Source organism: Acidobacteriota bacterium (genome assembly GCA_012517875.1).
Classification (GTDB): domain Bacteria; phylum Acidobacteriota; class JAAYUB01; order JAAYUB01; family JAAYUB01; genus JAAYUB01.
Genome location: JAAYUB010000026.1, coordinates 45,011 through 61,663 on the forward strand (window position 1 = coordinate 45,011; position 16,653 = coordinate 61,663).

Annotated in this window: 16 protein-coding genes; 4 read left to right on the plus strand and 12 right to left on the minus strand. The window is 63.6% G+C overall.

Going from position 1 to position 16,653, the window contains the following annotated elements; translation table 11 throughout:
• The first annotated feature begins 5 nt into the window (after positions 1–5).
• Positions 6–596, plus strand: coding sequence for a hypothetical protein (locus GX414_03670; protein ID NLI46183.1), 591 nt, complete (start codon positions 6–8; stop codon positions 594–596).
• 51 nt (positions 597–647) lie between these two features.
• Here the strand turns inward: GX414_03670 and GX414_03675 are convergent, their stop codons facing one another.
• The 12 genes from GX414_03675 to GX414_03730 all read right to left on the minus strand — a co-directional run bounded on the left by GX414_03675 (position 648) and on the right by GX414_03730 (position 13,110).
• A complete protein-coding gene (locus tag GX414_03675) occupies positions 648–995 on the minus strand; it encodes a hypothetical protein (GenBank protein ID NLI46184.1) in 348 nt (115 codons plus the stop codon).
• A 62-nt stretch (positions 996–1,057) separates the two neighbouring features.
• On the minus strand, positions 1,058–1,678 hold the full coding sequence (locus GX414_03680) for a hypothetical protein (protein NLI46185.1): 621 nt from the start codon (positions 1,676–1,678) through the stop codon (positions 1,058–1,060).
• A gap of 192 nt (positions 1,679–1,870) precedes the next feature.
• Positions 1,871–3,064: a PP2C family protein-serine/threonine phosphatase gene (locus GX414_03685; GenBank protein ID NLI46186.1), complete on the minus strand. Its 1,194-nt coding sequence runs from the start codon at positions 3,062–3,064 to the stop codon at positions 1,871–1,873.
• A complete protein-coding gene (locus GX414_03690; protein ID NLI46187.1) occupies positions 3,065–3,367 on the minus strand; it encodes a hypothetical protein in 303 nt (100 codons plus the stop codon). It lies immediately after the preceding gene.
• A 303-nt stretch (positions 3,368–3,670) separates the two neighbouring features.
• Positions 3,671–4,435, minus strand: a complete 765-nt coding sequence (locus GX414_03695) for a ParA family protein (GenBank protein NLI46188.1) — start codon at positions 4,433–4,435, stop codon at positions 3,671–3,673.
• 150 nt (positions 4,436–4,585) lie between these two features.
• Positions 4,586–5,764: a tRNA pseudouridine(13) synthase TruD gene (truD, locus tag GX414_03700; protein ID NLI46189.1), complete on the minus strand. Its 1,179-nt coding sequence runs from the start codon at positions 5,762–5,764 to the stop codon at positions 4,586–4,588.
• Positions 5,765–5,800: 36 nt separating this feature from the next.
• Positions 5,801–6,883, minus strand: a complete 1,083-nt coding sequence (locus GX414_03705) for a toxic anion resistance protein (protein NLI46190.1) — start codon at positions 6,881–6,883, stop codon at positions 5,801–5,803.
• Between the two features lie 17 nt (positions 6,884–6,900).
• Complete coding sequence (locus tag GX414_03710; protein NLI46191.1) at positions 6,901–7,548, minus strand: DUF2059 domain-containing protein; 648 nt, start codon at positions 7,546–7,548, stop codon at positions 6,901–6,903.
• A gap of 34 nt (positions 7,549–7,582) precedes the next feature.
• Positions 7,583–8,353 carry a 16S rRNA (uracil(1498)-N(3))-methyltransferase gene (locus GX414_03715; protein ID NLI46192.1) on the minus strand — a complete coding sequence of 257 codons (771 nt, stop codon included), beginning with the start codon at positions 8,351–8,353 and terminating at the stop codon, positions 7,583–7,585.
• Complete coding sequence (locus GX414_03720; protein ID NLI46193.1) at positions 8,323–10,452, minus strand: hypothetical protein; 2,130 nt, start codon at positions 10,450–10,452, stop codon at positions 8,323–8,325. The genes GX414_03715 and GX414_03720 overlap by 31 nt, the downstream gene beginning before the upstream one ends.
• 50 nt (positions 10,453–10,502) lie before the next feature.
• Positions 10,503–11,024, minus strand: a complete 522-nt coding sequence (locus tag GX414_03725) for a hypothetical protein (protein NLI46194.1) — start codon at positions 11,022–11,024, stop codon at positions 10,503–10,505.
• A gap of 166 nt (positions 11,025–11,190) precedes the next feature.
• Positions 11,191–13,110 (minus strand): hypothetical protein, encoded by a 1,920-nt coding sequence (locus GX414_03730; protein NLI46195.1) that lies wholly within the window; start codon positions 13,108–13,110, stop codon positions 11,191–11,193.
• A 215-nt stretch (positions 13,111–13,325) separates the two neighbouring features.
• Between GX414_03730 and GX414_03735 the strand changes: the two genes are divergently transcribed.
• The 3 genes from GX414_03735 to GX414_03745 all read left to right on the plus strand — a co-directional run bounded on the left by GX414_03735 (position 13,326) and on the right by GX414_03745 (position 16,645).
• Positions 13,326–14,060: a hypothetical protein gene (locus GX414_03735; protein NLI46196.1), complete on the plus strand. Its 735-nt coding sequence runs from the start codon at positions 13,326–13,328 to the stop codon at positions 14,058–14,060.
• Positions 14,060–15,628: a bifunctional phosphoribosylaminoimidazolecarboxamide formyltransferase/IMP cyclohydrolase gene (purH, locus tag GX414_03740; protein ID NLI46197.1), complete on the plus strand. Its 1,569-nt coding sequence runs from the start codon at positions 14,060–14,062 to the stop codon at positions 15,626–15,628. Before GX414_03735 ends, purH begins: the two co-directional genes overlap by 1 nt.
• A gap of 84 nt (positions 15,629–15,712) precedes the next feature.
• Positions 15,713–16,645 carry a Gfo/Idh/MocA family oxidoreductase gene (locus tag GX414_03745; protein ID NLI46198.1) on the plus strand — a complete coding sequence of 311 codons (933 nt, stop codon included), beginning with the start codon at positions 15,713–15,715 and terminating at the stop codon, positions 16,643–16,645.
• Positions 16,646–16,653 lie beyond the last annotated feature (8 nt).

Genomic DNA, 16,653 nt, shown 5'->3' on the forward strand with positions numbered 1-16,653 from the left:
GCCACATGAACCGGGGAAGACTGTTTTCAATCTGCGGAATGGTGTTGTTGCTGCTGGCGCTGCTCGCCGGATCCGTCGCCGGAGAGGATTCAACCGTCCACTACCGGCTGCTGGCCACATCCCGCACATCCACCATGGAGAAGGAGTTGAACGACGCCGCCCGCGACGGATCCCGCTTCGAGGCGTTCATGGGCGGCGGCACGCTGGTGCCCGGCCACGAGCTAGTGGCCATCATCCGCCGCCTGCCGACGGACGACACGGAGCGGTACGAGTACCGGCTGCTCGCCACCAACCGCACGTCCACAATGGAACGGGAAATGGCGCAGGCGGGTGCCGACGGTTTTCTCTACCGCGGCCAGACCATCTACGACAGCACCTTCGGCGGCCGCGAAGTGGTGGTGGTGCTGGAGCGGCACGCCGGCGGGCCACCCCGCCGGTACCAGTACCGGCTGCTCGCCACCAACAAGACGTCCACCATGGAAAGGGAATTGCAGGCCGCCGCCCGGGACGGGTTCATCTTCCTGGGCGAGACGGTGGCCGAGACCGCCTTCGGCGGCAACGAGGTCGTGGTGATCCTGGGCCGGCCCGGCAAGTGAATCAGTTCATTGTCGGGCCTGGCGCCGGATGGATCGGCACGGAGCGTACCGCTACTTTCCCGTGCCGCCGCCTGGATTCACAATCATTTCCGGATCGTATGGGACCAGCGTGCCGTGATCGTTGTCGTAAAGCGCCACAAAGTATTTGCCGGATTCAGGCGGCGCGTTGGCCACTGTTGCCTTGAGCACGCCCGGAGTGGTTCCGACAGGAAAATGCGGAACCAGTGGCGAAACCCCGACGAAATGAATGCCCAGCTTGGCGGGGCGATAATACCATTCGACGATGTCATCGGCAGTGACATAGAAACGATGATGAGGGTAGAAGTGGACTCCATCGCTGGAATAAAGGATTCTGACGGGGGGATCAGACAAACTTAACAAGACCTGTTCCGCGCCCATAGATTTATCCTCCTTCCCGTTGGTTTCCGGATCCCTTGACCCGGCTACGGCCTTAATTCTTTCTATTTTCTTGGGTTCTGTCCGTTCGTCGGAACGGTATTGACGATCTGTCCGAATCGCGGGTCCTGTCTCAGGGCGGCCAAGTCCGGATCATTGGGCAGATCGGACAGCGATGCGTTGCGGACCACTGCTTCGCCCAGAGCGGCCAGCGCTTCATCCCGTCTGCCCGACAGTTCATACACGCGGACCGCCCGGAGCAAGACTTCAGCGTCCCGCGGCGCCAGGCGGCGAGCCTCGCCGATCTCGGCCAACGCCTCCGCGCCGCGCCCGCCCAAAGCGTAGTAGAACGCCAGCCGCGAACGCAGGGCGGGATTTTTCGCCCGTTCCCGCCGTTTGCCCTCGGCGAGCCCGATGGCCTTCGCCAGGCTGGTCCGAGCCTCCGCATCGCGACCGGGCAGCCGGCGATAACACTCGGCGAGATTGCCCCGGATCACGAAGTGGTCGGCTCCGGCGCCCAGGGCGGCGGCCCGCTCGAACATCCCGGCCGTGTCCACAAAACAGCGCTGGTAGAAGAACATGGTCCCCCAGTTGGACAGAGCGGCCGCTGACAGCTCCATGCTCATCTTCAACACCCGGCTGATCGCCACCTCGGCCTGATCGTACTCCTCCAGCTTGAAGCGCATGGCGACGAGATTGCTATGGAGGGTGATGTTTTCGGCGCCCGCAGGCTGCCCTGTTCGAACAGTCGCGCCGCCTCGGCATAGCGGCCGATGCGGTAGTAGAATGCGCCCGGGTTCGAGTAATCCAGCCAGCAATCCGGCCGTAGCCCGATCAGCCGCCGGTAGTGGCCTTCCGCCTCGTGAAGCCGGTTGCGCTCATGTTCGGTGCGGGCGAGCAGGAGGACCGCCTCGAATAGAGCGGGCTGCGCCCGCAGCGCCTGCAGCACCCGCCCCGTGTAGAACTCTTGCATGAGATCCACGAACTCGGGATGCAACTTCAGCTTGAGCATCCGGAGGAACAGCCCCATTGCCGCCTCCTTGCCGCAGATCTGCCATGCCGTTTCCAGACCGGTCGACACACCGCTTGAACACCACCGCGGTCATGTCATCGGCCTGGGCCCGATCGCCCGCGTGCTCACAAACCGACCGAAACACCGCTTCGATCAACACCTCGGCCGGCTGCTCCCGGTTGTCGCGGATGACCGCCTCCAAGCGGAGTTCGCCGAATTCCTCGTCCTGCCCGTTCATCGCCTCGGTGACCCCGTCGGAGAACAGCGTCAACACGTCTCCGGGTTGGAGTCTCACCGCGTCGTCCGAATAGGCGGAATCCTCCAAACAACCCAGCACCATTCCGCCCTGAGTCAGCCGGCGGGCGGCGCCGGCCGCATCCATCAGGATCGGCGGGCAGTGTCCGGCGTTGGCGAAGCAGAACCGGTGAGCGGATGTGTCGAGACATCCGAAAAAGAGGGTTGCGAACTTCTCCGCCGACGTGCTGTGATACAGCATGGTGTTGGCCCGCTGCAGGCAATCGGAGACGCTGGCGCTGACCTTGGCCTGTCCCCGGATCGTGGCCTGGAGATTGGCCATCAGCATCGCCGCCGGCATGCCTTTCCCCGTGGCATCGCCCAGACAGAACGCCACGTGGTCTTGCTGCACCTCGATGAAGTCGAAATAATCCCCGCCCACCTGGCGGGCGGGCCGGCTGCGACCGGCGATGTCATAGCCCGTGATGGTCGGCGGCAGTTTCGGCAGGAGATTGACCTGCAGCTCGAAGGCCAGCCGCAGTTCCTCCTGCATCCGCTGCAGGGCCTGCTCTTCCTCAAACAACCGGCTGTTCTCAATCACCTGCGCCGCCTGGGCTCCAATGATGCTCAGCAATCGTTGGTCATCGTCGGTGAAGCTGTCTCCCGTTTTTTTGTTGAACAGCGCCAGCATGCCGATCATTCGACCTTTCGACATCAGGGGCACGCCCAGGAGTGACCGGATGGGAAATTCCTGATTGCCGGGCACGTGGAAGCGTTCGTCCCGCAGCAGGTCCTGCACCAGCAGCGGCCGGTGATATTTGAGCATTTAGCCGGCCAATTGCTCGTTCAGCCGGTAGGGAAGCGCTTCGCCGTCGGTGCCGGCCTTGCGCACCGTGGTGCGGAACGGGTTGTCGCCGCCGTGTTCATCCAGAAGCAGGATGGTCCCCTGTTCCACCTTGAGGTGCTTTCGGCATTTCTGGAGAGTGAGGCTCAGGGTCCGGTCCAGCGACAGGGTTGAGTTGATGGCCGTGGCGATCTTGTTGAGAATGGACAGTTCCTCAATCGCCCACCGCAAACGCGCGTTCTTCCGACTCAGATGGTCCGGTGACGACCGGTGTTTTTCGTCCATGGCCGCAGCGCCCCCCGCCCGAGCGAATCGGTCACGGAGAATTGGCACCGTTACCAATTCCGCAGATCCGCCATTCGGCTTGCCTCCAGCCGACACGCCCTGTGTGTGACACCGTACTATCGATCCCGTTGAAACGCCGCTTGTTGCGCTTATTAAAACCAACGCGTTACGTTTTCACAATTTTTTCATGAACTCTTGAGGACACCCCGCCGGAGTGTGGCCGGTTGCGAACGGTGAATCGGACCGGCTTCGCCTGAAGACAGCCCGATATTCGCCCGACGTCAGAGCGCGGGAATCGGGCGGTCAGTTGGATTGGTAACGGGAATTCTCTTCGACGATCTTCCGGATGAGCAATCTGAAATCCTTAGCGCCGCGGGACTCGGGATCGTATTCCAGAACCGTCTTGAAATGGAAGCAGGCCTCGGACACCTTGACGTTCGTGTGAATAGGATTGGTCAGATTGTCGCCGAAGATGTCCTGCAGCATCCGCATGATCTGGCGGGTCTTCTTGTTGCGGGAATCCACAAAATAGGGGATGACGTTGCTGATGGGGATCTTGCGGGCCAGATGCACCTCGGCCCGTGAAAACACGTGGATCAACTCCCGGACATTGGCCAGCGCAAGGTATTCCATGGCCACCGGCACCCATGCTTCGCGGGCGTAGGAGATCGCGTTCGCGTTGAGGAGCGAGAAGCTGGGCGCCGTGTCCATAATCATGAAGTCGTATTCCGGGGCCCGCGCCAGCACGCGGTCCAGTACTTGGGCCCGGTTGGGAATGCTGTTCTCGATCAGCCAGGTGTTGATGTTGGACAGCGATTTCGACGCTGGAATGAGGTCCAGGTTTGGCCGCACGTTCACGATGGCCTGCTCCAGCGGCACTTCCTCCCGGTACACTTCGGTCAGGCTGTACCTGAATTTCCGGTCCAGCACAAAGGTGGCGTTGGCCTGCGGATCGTTGTCCACCAACAGGACGTGAAAGCCCAGTTCGGCCAGCCCGAAGGACACGTTGACCGCCGTGGTGGTCTTGCCCACTCCGCCCTTGAAATTGATCACCACAACTCTGCGCATGTCAGCCAGTCAAAGGAAGAATCACCGATCGATGGGCACTATTCTACCGTGAAACGGGGCAGGGATCAATCGGGTGGCGGGTGTTCCGAACTGACCGGGGCCCGCACGCCGGAGTCAAACCCCATGCCGTCGCGGATGGACGGTTGCCGATCAGCCACCCAGACGCTTGATCAGCACCGTGGCGTAGGCGCCCCTCGGCAGGAAGAAATCCAGACCGATGGCGCATCGTCCCGGATTGAGGTCGTCCGGTTCCGCAGGAGCCACCGCCAGTCCCTCCGGCAGCACCCACGCGGACCGTTCCGTGGCCTGAACCGACAGTCCGGGTATTTTTCTTACCCGGAGATGATCGAGGCGGATGCCTTCTTCGGCAAGCACATCCTCCACCATCGCCCGGATCGCCGGATCGGCGATCACGCTGTCAGATGCCGGCACCGGCAGTTTCAAGGTTCCGAGCTCCGCCCGCAATTCCATCGAGAGGCGCTCCGGAAAAACCATTTCCCCAACCAGATAGCGGCGGCGGCGGAGCGGGCCGTCCGCCTCCGGGTGGCGGCGGAGCAGCCATCGCGACAGAATCTCGTTGAACAAGAACGATTGATACGCGTTGAGCGCCATCTGCAGCCGATCCTTGTCGACGGCCGCCAGCGCCCGGGTGTACGACCGCTCGAAGGACTCGGTGGTCAGAACCTGCAGGACCTTCCGGTACGGACCGAACGGCTGATCCGGCATCTGGCGCCAGCGCCCCCAGTGGGCCAGCACGGCGGCCTTGAGCGCGCGCTCCCGCGGCGGGTCCCAGCGGGACGGCTCGAAGAACAGCCGCAGCGCCCGCTCGCGCTCGCCCAGGAAGATCGCTTTCCCCATGAAACCGCGACCGTGGCGAGCCGAACCGAAACGTTGGTCGTCGAAGTAATTCGGAAAACCGTCGCGCCCCGCCGCCGCGGCTGCGTCGCGCACCGCCGCCGCTTCGCCCGGAGCGACGTCCCGCAGGGTGATCCGGAAGCGGTTTCCGCGCACGTCCCGGGCGGACAGGGGCCGGCGTGAGAATCCCACCGCGGTCAGTTCGTAGTTGACGTCGGTGACCACGTCCGGCAAGTCGGCCCGGTCGGGTACGGCCACGTGTTGCGTCGTGTCGCCGTGGCGGTCCTTGATGCCGCCGAGCGAAATGTCACCACGGCGAACGTGCAACCGTCGGGCAAGTACATCCAGCAGGTCGAAGGTGTCCCAACTCCGCTTGCGCAGTAGGTACACGCGGAACGCCGCTGGTTCCCGGCCGATCGCCGTGCTCAGCACTTCCTCGACCAAAAAATCTTCGGGGAGAACTTTGAGTTTCATGCGGGGTATCGACTGACACCCGGATCGGACCGTCGCCTATTTGCCGGTGGCGGCCAGTTTGTCCTTCAGCTCCTGTTCCAGGCGGACGAGTTCCTGCTCAGCCGCCTGGCGCCGATTGCGGCCCTCCCGCTGGATCCGGATCACTTCCTCGATGGTCGTGATCAGGTCGGTGTTGACCTTGCGGACGGTCTCCACATCCACGATTCCTTTCTCCGCTTCCTTGGCGATCTCCACCGTGCTCTCCTTGAGCAGTTCGGCGTTGCGCCGCAGCAGCTCGTCGGTCGTCGCGGACACCTCGCGCTGCAACTCCAGCGCCTTCTTCTGGCGGATCAGCCCGATGGCGATCACCATCTGATTTTTCCACAGCGGGATGGTGTTGAGAATAGAGCTCTGGATCTTCTCAGCCAGCTCCTGATTGCCGGCTTGGATCAGCCGGATCTGGGGGAGCGTCTGGAGCGACACCGTTTTGCTCAGCTTCAGGTCGTGGAGCCGTTTTTCGAAGCGGTTCGCCAGCCGGCCCAAATCGTCGGCCCGTTGGATGTCAATGGGATCGCCGCTGTGTTCGGCCTTCGCCCGTGCGTCGGTCAGAATGGTCCGTTGAAATTCCGCCAACTTTTCCTCGCCTGCCTGGATGTAGACCTCGAGATCCTTGAAGTGGAGCACGTTCTGCTCGAACAGCTTGTCCAGCAGCGAGACGTCCTGCAGCAGCTGGTTCCGCGCCTTGTCGAGATGACCGGCGATCCGATCGATCTGGGTGCTGAGCGACTGATACTCGGCCATGAACCGCTTGATCCGATCGAACAGGCCGCCGATCAGCGGCAGGGATGCCAGGAAGCCTGGCCCTTCGGCCAGACGGTGGACCTTGACCGACTTGACATGCAGGAGGAGATCGGTGAGCATGTCGCCCACCTTCCCGGCATCCTTGGCCCGCACCTCGCCGAGCACCTGATCGGCAAAATGCGAGATCTTGCCCTGAACGTCCGCGCCGTACTCGAGGATGGCCTGGTTCTGGCTCAGATCGGTCTGATGTTTGATCGCGTCGATCCGCTCCCGGTCATGCGCCGACAATTGCACGGCTTGTTCCGGCGCCTCGGGCACGGTGGCGGGTTGTGATTCCATGATGTTCACCTCTTGATTCACGAATGGGCGCCCGCGGCAGGAGGCGGGGGCTCTACCGGCGCATCTTTCGGCGTCTGCTCTCGGGGCGGCTCAGGTTTCGGCCACGCCGCCTTCTCCTCCTCCATCACCTCTTGGAAAATTCCCAGCAACTGGGGCATCAATCGGGCGTTGGACCCGTCCACGGCTTCCTGGACCAGCTGGGTCGTGACGCGCAACGTTTTGCCGCCGGTGGGCGTCCGGTAGAAGGTGAGGAGGTCCTGGAGTTCCGCGTCCGTGTAATACTTATCATACAGGGGCATGTAGATTTCTTCAAGGATCTGGGCAAGCTGGATCCGTTCCTCATACAGCGTCCGGAAGCGTTTGGCGACGCGCTGGAAACTCTCAGCCACGGCCCGGTCGTGGGCGCTTCTCGCCGATTCCTCCTCCGGCCGGGTGAGTCCCGGCACCACCTGCGCCAGGATCTGAGGATAACGCCGCTCCAGATCCGCAATGAGCGCCGTTTCAATCTCACCGGTGAGCTTGGCCGGTTCAATGATGGCGATGATCTGAAGCACCAGTTCCCGTTTGGCCGGCGAAACGGGTGAACCGGTCGGCGGAGGAGCCGCTTCCTGAGCCGCCGCGAATCCCGCCAAGAACGCCGTCACCACCAACACGCGCCACATCATGTTTGTCTTCCTCCGAGACGATATCCCACCAATTTCACCGCCACCGCCACCGGCTCATCACCAGCGACAGCGCCGCCAGCGCGCCCGTTTCGGCCCTGAGCACATACTGGCCCAGATGAACGGGCCGGAATCCGGCCGACCGGGCGATGCTGACCTCGTCCTCGCTCCAACCACCTTCGGGTCCCACGGCGACGATGACCCGCATCGGTCGCTGGCCCTCCGCCGCGTCGGCGAGAAGGGGCTCGGCTTCGGCGGGGTGGCAGAGCCAGGCCTCGCCGCCAGGCGGGTTCCCCAGCAGTTCGCGGGAGGAAACCGGTTCGGCGATCTGCAACCGGTGGTTCCGGCCGCACTGCTTGAGGCTCTCCCGCGCGATCCGCTCCCACCGCATCCGCCGGCAGGGTGAAGCGTCGCGCGCGTCCGTTCGCGAGCAGTGGTCGGCCACCAGCGGCAGCAGCCGGTCCGCACCCAGTTCCGTCGCCTTCTGGATGATCCACGCGAAGGCATCGGGCCGGATCAACGCCGGGGCCAGGCAGATTTCAGGCAATTCGGGCGGGGGCACGGTCACAACCTGCGTGATGTGGAGCCGGCCTGCGTGCGCATCCAGCACGGACAACACCCCCGAGTATTCCCGCCCCTCGCCGTCGAAACCCGTCACGCGGGCCCCGGCTCGCAACCGGAGCACCCGGAACAAATGCCGAACCTCCTCGACGCCCAACCGGACTTCCTGCCCGGCGACGCCCCCCTCCACAAAAACGCGGACAGTTCGGCTGTGCGTCAGATCCTGAGGGGCCGTTTTTCTTCCCACGGGATATCCCAAAAAATCTCGATTCCTTCGATCCGGTCGCCTTCGATCAGATTGTTCACCACCTCCAGGCCTCCCGACACCCGGGCGAAGATGGTGTATCCGCCATCCAAGTGCGGCTGGGGTGACAAGGTCACAAAAAACTGGCTCCCGCCCGTGTCGCGGCCGGAAAGGGCCATGCCCACCATGCCCCTGTCATAGACCAGCGTATTGACTTCGCACGGAATCAACTGACCCGGGCCACCGTTGCCCGTGCCCAGCGGGCATCCGGCCTGGACCACAAAATCGGGGACCACCCGGTGGATCATGATGCCATCGAAATAGCGCTCGCCGGCCAGGCTTAGGAAATTCATGCACGTCAGCGGCGCGTCGTTACGGAACAGTTCGAGAAAGAAGGAGCCCTTGTTGGTTCGGATTTCCACCTGGCAGCCGTACCGGCCGCGCTTCAGAAAATTCCGGAAAAAATCCTCCGGCGCCGTGGGCATCGGAACGATCCGTGCAAACGGATCCGCCTCGCCCATCTGCTTCAGGGTGCGGGCGGCCCGCAGTCGGACCGGGTAGTACCGAGACGACAGCAGCCGGATGAGCAGGTTGCGTCCGGTTTCGCCGGCCCGCGGCAGCAGGGGCACCGCCGCAATCAGCGGATCCGCTGCGTCGCCGTTCAGGCCCTTCGCGACGAGGCGGCACACCGCTTCGGTCTGTTTCGCATCCAGCGCCGGGACCTTTTCGCGAAGCCAGTCCAGCGTGGCCGCCTGGACGAACGGATCGGGGTCCGCCAGGAGGCGCAGGACCTCGGTCGGCTCGCCGGGAGTTGCACCCAGCAACCGACTGACATAGAACGGCCGGGCGCTCGCCACCCAGTCCGCGTGCCAGCCATTGGGGCACTGTCCCTGTTCCAATCCACGCAGCCAGGCGAGTGCCGCCGGATCCTGGCTGGCGGCCGCCGCCTGGATCCAATGCAACGCCGAAGCTTGGTCGCTGAGCGGCGCGACATCCATCAGTAGCGGCATCGCGGTGGCCGGATCGCCAGCCACCAGGGCCTGGAAGCCCCGCGCCGCCAGAAAGCCGTCAACCGTCATCCAGCGGCGGACCGCGGTATAACCCGACGGATCGCCGGCCCGGCCCAGGGCGTCAACCGCCGCCTCGAGCTCCTTCCACAAGTAGGCGTGACGAACGCTCCCCTTGAGCTCGGACCGCGCCAGGATCGACTCGCCGTGTCTGATGATCGCGGCTGCGGCAGCCGTGGTTTTCAGGCGGCCCAGCGCGCCCAGCGCATGGACACGAACGCCGTGGTCCGGGTCGGCCAGCAGTGCAGACAACGTTGGCGCGTCCGGCGGCGACTGGACAAGCGGTGCCAGGTCTAGTCCGCCCGACCGGACCAGGGGATCAGGACTCACCAGCAGCCTGCTCAGGAGACCCGCAGGCAGATTCAGCACCAGGGACCGTCGGCGAGCCAGGCGAGCCAGCATCCGCCCCGCCGTGCCGCCCACCGGGCTCGGAAGCAGGCGGATCATGGCCGGGACCGCTGCCGCCTGCTCCACCCGGACGGCGGCTTTGATCCATTCCCGAGCGTAGAATTGCTGGGTCTCCTCGTTCAACTGACCCGGGTCCGGCGCGATCGCAGCCGGCGGGGGCAGAAATTCCAGCCGCCCGGTCTTGCCCAAGGCCTCCACCGCGCGGGCGCGGACGATCGCAGCCGGATCGGCCAGACAGCGGTGGATGGCATCCATTACCGATGGGTTCGGCGCCGCATCGTATAGACCCATGTTTTCCGCATCGAGGATCTCACCAATGGCCAGCAGGGAGGCGGCCCGCAACTCTGCATCCGTGGCGCTCAGCCCCTGCTGCAACGTGGCGAGAAACGCGGGTTGGCCGATCCGGCCCATCGCCAAGGCCGCACGACGGCGCACGACCGGCTCCTGGGCGTGGTCCAAGAACAGCCGCGGCAGAAAGTCATCGGCGCCGGCCCAGCGGCCCGCCTCGCACTGGAGGACCCGCAACTCCGTCTCAATGCGTCGTTTCTCTTCAGCTTCTCTGGCGCAGCCGATCAGCAGCAGGGCGCCGCCGAGCAGGGCCATGGTGACGGGTGCGATGCGCTTCATGCGTTTTCCTTCTTGCGGTCTGGGATTCGGTCTGCCAGAGCCAACGGCGGCTATCGGCGAACCCGATATCCATGGAGCTCAACCTCGATGCGGCCCGTCAGCCACTGGGGCGGAAAAGGCTCCACCCACAGGCTGAACTTCCGCATCTCCATGGGCTGGAGGGGAAAATCCGGTTGGATGGGGGTTTTAACGAATTGCTGCACCAGCCGGTCCTGGGCATCGTAGAGCGATGCCCGGATTTCGACCACTTCGACCAGGCGGTTTCCCTGGTTGATCAGGGTCCCCGCAACCACTGCCTGCTGTCCCCCCAGGAGGTTTTCGGACACCATGCCCCCGGCGTTGACGATTCTCAGGTACGGCAGATAATCAGGAAAGCCTGGCTCGCCCTGTCGCAGTACGCCGGCGTGGATGGTGCGGCCTTCCCGATATTGGGGGCCCTTTTTCTGAACGAGGACGATGGCACCAATCACCACCACGACCACGATCACCGCCGAGACGATAAGCCAGAGCCGCTTCCACGGAAATGGCCGCTTCTCTGTCGCCGCGCTGAACATCCCGGGGCGTTCCGGCATGTTTCCTCCTGCGGAGCGAAAGGCATTGAAACTCAGCCCAATATAGCACACCACTCCGGGCCGATCAAATGGTGGCAGACACCCAGAAAGTGGCATCCCCTTGAAAATAAAATCGCCAGGGCAACACCCCGGCGATGGTACACCTGAAACGATTCTATTATCTGTTTTAACCCAGAATCCGGTCCAACAGCGGCTGGTTCACCTGGATGAGTTTGTCATCCTGATACCGTTTGACCAGGGAATTGAGCAGCGCGTCCGTGAGCTGGCGGCGTTTTTCGCCCAGCAGTTTTTCGACCAGCGCTTTCCGCTCCGCGGCGAGCCTTGACAGATCGGGTTTCACCCGCTCCGTGACCTGGAAAACCACCTGGTTGTCGCGCACCGACACCGGCCCACCCACACCGTTCGGCTCGATGCGGAGGGCTTCCAGCGCCAGTGCCGGCGACGCTCCCAGCTGGTTCGAGATGGACCCGCTGACATTGAACAGCTCCGATGTCTCAACGGTAAGCTTGTATTTGGCGGCGGTCTTGTCCAGATCGCCCGAAGCCTTGAGCTCGGCCAGGAACACGCGTGCATCCGCGGCAGCCAGTTCCCGGGCCTTGGCGGTCCGGTAATCGCGGTCCACTTGCACCTTCACCTTGTCAAACGCCTGGACGTGCGGCGGAATGATCTTGACGAGCTGCGGGATCACGAAACCCCGGCTGGTTTGCTGGAGATCGCCCACCTCGTTGAGCGTCAACGCGAGAAGCGTGTCGATCTTGTCGGGCGGCAGGCCGAGCGAATAATCGGGTTGGGTTTTGTTGAACGGATTGGACAGTTCCACGGTGCCGCCGAACTCCTTGGCAACCGCCTCGAGATTCTTGCTCTCACGGGCTTTCTGCAGCGCCTGTCGGGCAGAGCCTTCCAGTTGCTGTTCGGCCCTGACGCGGCTCAGATTACGCGCGATGACCGAGCGGTAAAAATCGAAATCGCGCCGGTCGGTGCATTGGATAATGTGGAATCCGAACTGGGACTTGATCACTTCGGAGATTTGCCCCTTGCTCAGCGCGAAGGTCGCATCTTCGAACTCCTTGACCATGCGGTTGCGAGGGAAGAAGCTCAGATCGCCGCCGCGTTTCGCCGATCCCTCGTCTTCGGAGTATTGCTCTGCCAGCTTGGCGAAATCGGCCCCGGGGCGCAGGGCCAGCTCGCGGACGGTGGCGGCCTTCTGCCGCAGCAGTTCCACTTCGGCCGGAGTGGCGTTCTCCGGCACCTTGATCAGGATGTGCGAGGCCCGCACCATCTCCTGGTAGCGCTCCGCGCGGTTGGCCTCGTAATCGGCACGAATCTCCGCGTCGGTGACCGACGCCGCCAGCGCCGCAGCCAGTTTGTTGGTGTCCAGGATCAGTAGCTTGAATTGGCGCGTTTCGTCGATTTTGTAATTGTTCTTATTTGACTCGTAGTACTTTCGGGCGTCCGCTTCGTTATACACGACCTTGGGGGTATAGGCATACTCGCCCCACGTGACGTAGCGGATCTTCGCTTTGTCGTTTTCCTCCACAAACTTGGCCTGGATCTCCTGTTCGGAGAGCGCCGCGGAGCTGGCCAGGAAGTCCTGCAGTTTCTGGCTGAGCAGGTTCCGCCGGACGTTGGCTTCGTACTCCTCCGGCGAGATGCCCAGCCGCTTCAGGTTGGATTTGTATTCCTCGGTGCCGATGAAATTGCCGTCGATGTTGAACCCCGGGCTGTTAACGATGGTGTTCATCACCTCTTCGTCCGACACGGTGAAGCCGTTCCGGGCCGCTTCCTGCGACAGCACCACCGTGCGGATCATCTGGCCCAGCACCATGTTGCCATACTGCCGGATCGCGTTTTCGTCGCGCCGGGCATCTGGTCCCATCATGTTGAGGACCGTCAGCAGGTTGGAGCGGTAGGCGTTGACGGAAATCTCGTGGTCGCCGACTTTGGCAATATAATTACCCATCTCCACCTCGCCGCCTCCGGACGGCGTGGTGACGAACATGAGCACCATGCCGGCGCCCAGTGCGATGATGACCAGCCAGAGGACCCATTTCAGTTTCGCTTTCTTGTCCCGGATGAAATTTAACATGCCTGCCTCCAACCAATGGCCAGAAATCCAAGTCCCGAAAAGACGGCATTATAACAAAACAGGCGCCGGATTCAACGAGGTTTTTTGCAGGGAAATACTGTCCGGGCTATGCTATATTCATCGGCATGATCAGGGAATTCCGTCGCTGGACCCCCTTACGTTCAGCCGCACCGATACCTGGCCGCCACAACGCCCGAAACCGCCCTGCTGCCGGGATGGCGACAGCATGCTGCGGCCTGTACTGGCTCCTGGTGGTCAGTGCGGCCGGGTCTGCCCCGGCACCGGTTGAACCCGGCCCGCCCCCGGACGCCGTCGTCATCAGCGCCCGGAAGCTGATGCCTCCGGCGCTGCGGGACATCATGGAACGCCGGCAGCATGTGCTGCTGGCCGCCTTCCGGAGCACCGCGCCGGCCGCCGACTTGCCCGGCGCCCGGGCCGAGCTTGTGAACGAGCTGACCGCGATGGACCGCCGCCTAGCCGGCACGCCCCTGTTCGACGAGGTGGTCGCGGGTTTCGGCGCCATCGCCCGGCGCGTCTGCGACCACAACACAATGGGGAAGTTTGCCGAATCCGCCGAGGAACACGCATATTTCACCGATTTCCATAATTTTGTTGATTGCAAGCATCATCGCTTCGTCGCGGTGTTCAACGATTACTCGCCCCTGCTGTTTGTGGACGACCGGTCGGATCTCTATCTGGAGGCGATGGCACAACGCAATCGGAACTATGCCCACCGGATCGCGGCACTGTACCGCGAAGGCGGCAGCTCCCGGACGTTCGATGACCGTTCTCCCGCGTTCGGACTGGCTTCCTTGCACTTTTCCCACACCATCACCGATATCGCCAACCTGTGGCTCTACTGCTGGCGCCGGGCCAACGGCGACTTGACCGGTACGCCGTTCTACTCATACTCAAAAAAAGTTCCGCAGGGCGAAAGGAGCTCGCCGTGATCCGTGTCCGGACCGCCTTCCTCAGCGTCCACGACAAGCGCGGCCTCCCGGAACTGGCCGCCGCTCTGGTGCGCCATGGGGCCGCCATCATCTCCACCGGCGGCACCGCCCGCCTGCTCCGAGGATGTGGCCTAAATGTGCGCGAGGTGTCTGATGTGACCGGGTTCCCCGAGCTGCTGGACGGACGGGTGAAAACCCTCCATCCGGCAGTGCACGCAGGAATTCTGGCCCGCCGCAATCGCCCGACCGACATGGACAGCCTCGACGAGCGCGGCATTGAGCCGATTGACCTGGTGGCCGTGAATTTGTACCCGTTTGCGGAGCGGATCGCCTGTGGCATCACCGTGCCAGAAGCGCTGGAAGAGATCGACATCGGCGGCGTCACCCTCATCCGGGCGGCTGCCAAGAATTATCCCGACGTGGCCGTGGTGGTGGACCCGGATGATTATCTCCGGGTGATCCGGGAGTTGGATGAGACGGGCGGCCTCGCCCTGGATTCCCGTCTGGCGCTGGCTCGGAAGGCGTTTGAGACCACGGCCGTGTACGACGCAGGCATCTGCCAATATCTGAATACCGCTGTCATCACGGACGGCACGGTACAACAGGCGGCACCTGCCGCCGGGCTGCCCGAGCTCATCTGCCACGTGCTGCGTCGGCAGCGCCCCCTGCGCTATGGTGAGAATCCCCACCAGAGCGCGGCTGTTTACGGAGTCAGCGGGCGACCGCTGGACGGCTGGCTGGCCGCGGAGCAGTTGCACGGCAAAGAACTCTCCTACAACAATTATCAGGACATGGACGCCGCCTGGCAGTTGGTGGTGGAATTCGAGACGTGCGCCTGCGCCATCATCAAGCATGCCAATCCGTGCGGCGTCGCGTTGGGCGATTCCGGCGCCCAGGCGTTCCGTCGGGCGTTTGAGACCGATCCCGACTCGGCCTATGGCTCCATCATCGCTTTCAACCGCCTCGTGGACGGGCCGACCGCCCGGGAGATCGGCAAGCTGTTCGTCGAGGTGATCATCGCACCCGATTTCGATCCTGAGGCGCTCGGCGTCTTCAGCCGCAAGAAGGACCTGCGGCTGATCCGCAAGCCGGCGCCCCGGCCCGGCCCGCCCGCTCTGCAATTCCGCAGCATTGAAGGTGCGGTCCTGGTCCAGGAGGCCGACACCGGTGCGCTCCGGCGTGAAGACCTCCGTGTCGTGACCGCCCGCGAGCCGGCCGAGGCGTTGTGGACGGATTTGCTCTTCGCCTGGTACTGCGTGAAGCACGTCAAATCCAACGGCATTGTTGTCGCCCGGGAGTGCCGACTGTTGGGCTCTGGCGCCGGCCAGACCAGCCGGGTGGATTCCACCCGGATCGCCATTTCCAAATCGCGTCAGCCTCTGGCCGGGGCGGTACTGGCATCGGACGCCTTCATCCCGTTCCGTGACACTCTGGATCTTGCCGCCGATGCGGGCATCGCCGCGGTGATTCAACCCGGCGGCTCCATCCGGGACGAAGAGGTCATCGCCGCGGCCGATGTCCGCGGGTTGGCCATGGTGTTCACCGGCCGGCGGCACTTCCGGCACTGACCCGGCGGCAACCCGCCGTACCCGTGGTCCGTATACCACCCGTTGCCGCCGTGATTCACTGTCGATTCAGCGGAGGAAACTATCATGATCAAGGCCGCGGTGATCGGTGTCGGATCCCTGGGGCAGCACCACGCCCGCATTCTGACCTCCACCGCCGATGTGCGCCTGGTGGGTGTCGCCGACATCAATCCCGACCAAGGTCGAGCCGTGGCGGAACGCTATGGGACCCGATTTTTTGAGGACTATCGGGAACTTGTCTCGCTGACTGACTGCGTCACCGTCGCCGCCCCCACCACCGACCACCACCGGATCTGCGTGCCGTTTCTCGACGCCGGCCGACACGTGCTGGTGGAAAAACCCATCGCCGCCGATCCCGCCGACGCACGGGACCTCATCCGGCGAGCCGCCCACGCCGGAGTGGTGCTGCAGGTCGGCCACCTGGAGCGGTTCAATCCGGCCTTCCTCGCCGTCCGCGGCTTGGCCCGGGATCCGCGGTTTTTCGAGGCCCATCGGCTGGGTGTGTTCGTCCCCCGCTGCCTCGATGTGGACGTTGTCTTGGACCTGATGATTCATGATCTGGACCTCGTGCTGCACCTGGTCCAGTCGGAAATCCGGGACATCCGGGCCTCCGGTGCGCCGGTCCTGACCGGCAAGATCGATATCGCCAGCGCCCGCATCGAGTTCGCCAACGGCGCGGTGGCCAATCTGACCGCCAGCCGGATCTCAGCGGAAAAACTCCGCAAGTTCCGCTGGTTCCAGGAGGGCCAATACTTCAGCGTTGACCTCGGCCGCCAGGCCGTCGTGTCGCGCCGGGTGCAGCCCGCCGACAATCCCGTGGGTCGGGAGATGGTGGCCCAGGAGATCTCTGTTCAGGCCGGTGAACCGCTTCGTCTCGAGCTGGTGTCTTTCATCCGAGCGGTTCGGGGAGAAGCCCCCAACGGCTGCCGCGGCGAGGAAGGGCTGGCCGCGCTAGATGCCGCGCACGCGGTCCTGGCTCGAATTGCCGCCGGTCGCTAGCCATCGAC

Excerpts from the sequence above, each read along its gene's own strand:
- GX414_03675 (NLI46184.1), bottom strand. The coding sequence starts at position 995 with ATGGGCGCGGAACAGGTCTTGTTAAGTTTGTCTGATCCCCCCGTCAGA.
- GX414_03725 (NLI46194.1), bottom strand. The coding sequence starts at position 11,024 with ATGCCGGAACGCCCCGGGATGTTCAGCGCGGCGACAGAGAAGCGGCCA.
- GX414_03690 (NLI46187.1), bottom strand. The coding sequence starts at position 3,367 with ATGGACGAAAAACACCGGTCGTCACCGGACCATCTGAGTCGGAAGAAC.
- GX414_03685 (NLI46186.1), bottom strand. The coding sequence starts at position 3,064 with ATGCTCAAATATCACCGGCCGCTGCTGGTGCAGGACCTGCTGCGGGAC.
- GX414_03730 (NLI46195.1), bottom strand. The coding sequence starts at position 13,110 with ATGTTAAATTTCATCCGGGACAAGAAAGCGAAACTGAAATGGGTCCTC.
- GX414_03720 (NLI46193.1), bottom strand. The coding sequence starts at position 10,452 with ATGAAGCGCATCGCACCCGTCACCATGGCCCTGCTCGGCGGCGCCCTG.
- GX414_03695 (NLI46188.1), bottom strand. The coding sequence starts at position 4,435 with ATGCGCAGAGTTGTGGTGATCAATTTCAAGGGCGGAGTGGGCAAGACC.
- GX414_03670 (NLI46183.1), top strand. The coding sequence starts at position 6 with ATGAACCGGGGAAGACTGTTTTCAATCTGCGGAATGGTGTTGTTGCTG.
- GX414_03735 (NLI46196.1), top strand. The coding sequence starts at position 13,326 with ATGGCGACAGCATGCTGCGGCCTGTACTGGCTCCTGGTGGTCAGTGCG.
- GX414_03705 (NLI46190.1), bottom strand. The coding sequence starts at position 6,883 with ATGGAATCACAACCCGCCACCGTGCCCGAGGCGCCGGAACAAGCCGTG.
- GX414_03680 (NLI46185.1), bottom strand. The coding sequence starts at position 1,678 with ATGCGCTTCAAGCTGGAGGAGTACGATCAGGCCGAGGTGGCGATCAGC.
- GX414_03710 (NLI46191.1), bottom strand. The coding sequence starts at position 7,548 with ATGATGTGGCGCGTGTTGGTGGTGACGGCGTTCTTGGCGGGATTCGCG.
- truD (NLI46189.1), bottom strand. The coding sequence starts at position 5,764 with ATGAAACTCAAAGTTCTCCCCGAAGATTTTTTGGTCGAGGAAGTGCTG.
- GX414_03745 (NLI46198.1), top strand. The coding sequence starts at position 15,713 with ATGATCAAGGCCGCGGTGATCGGTGTCGGATCCCTGGGGCAGCACCAC.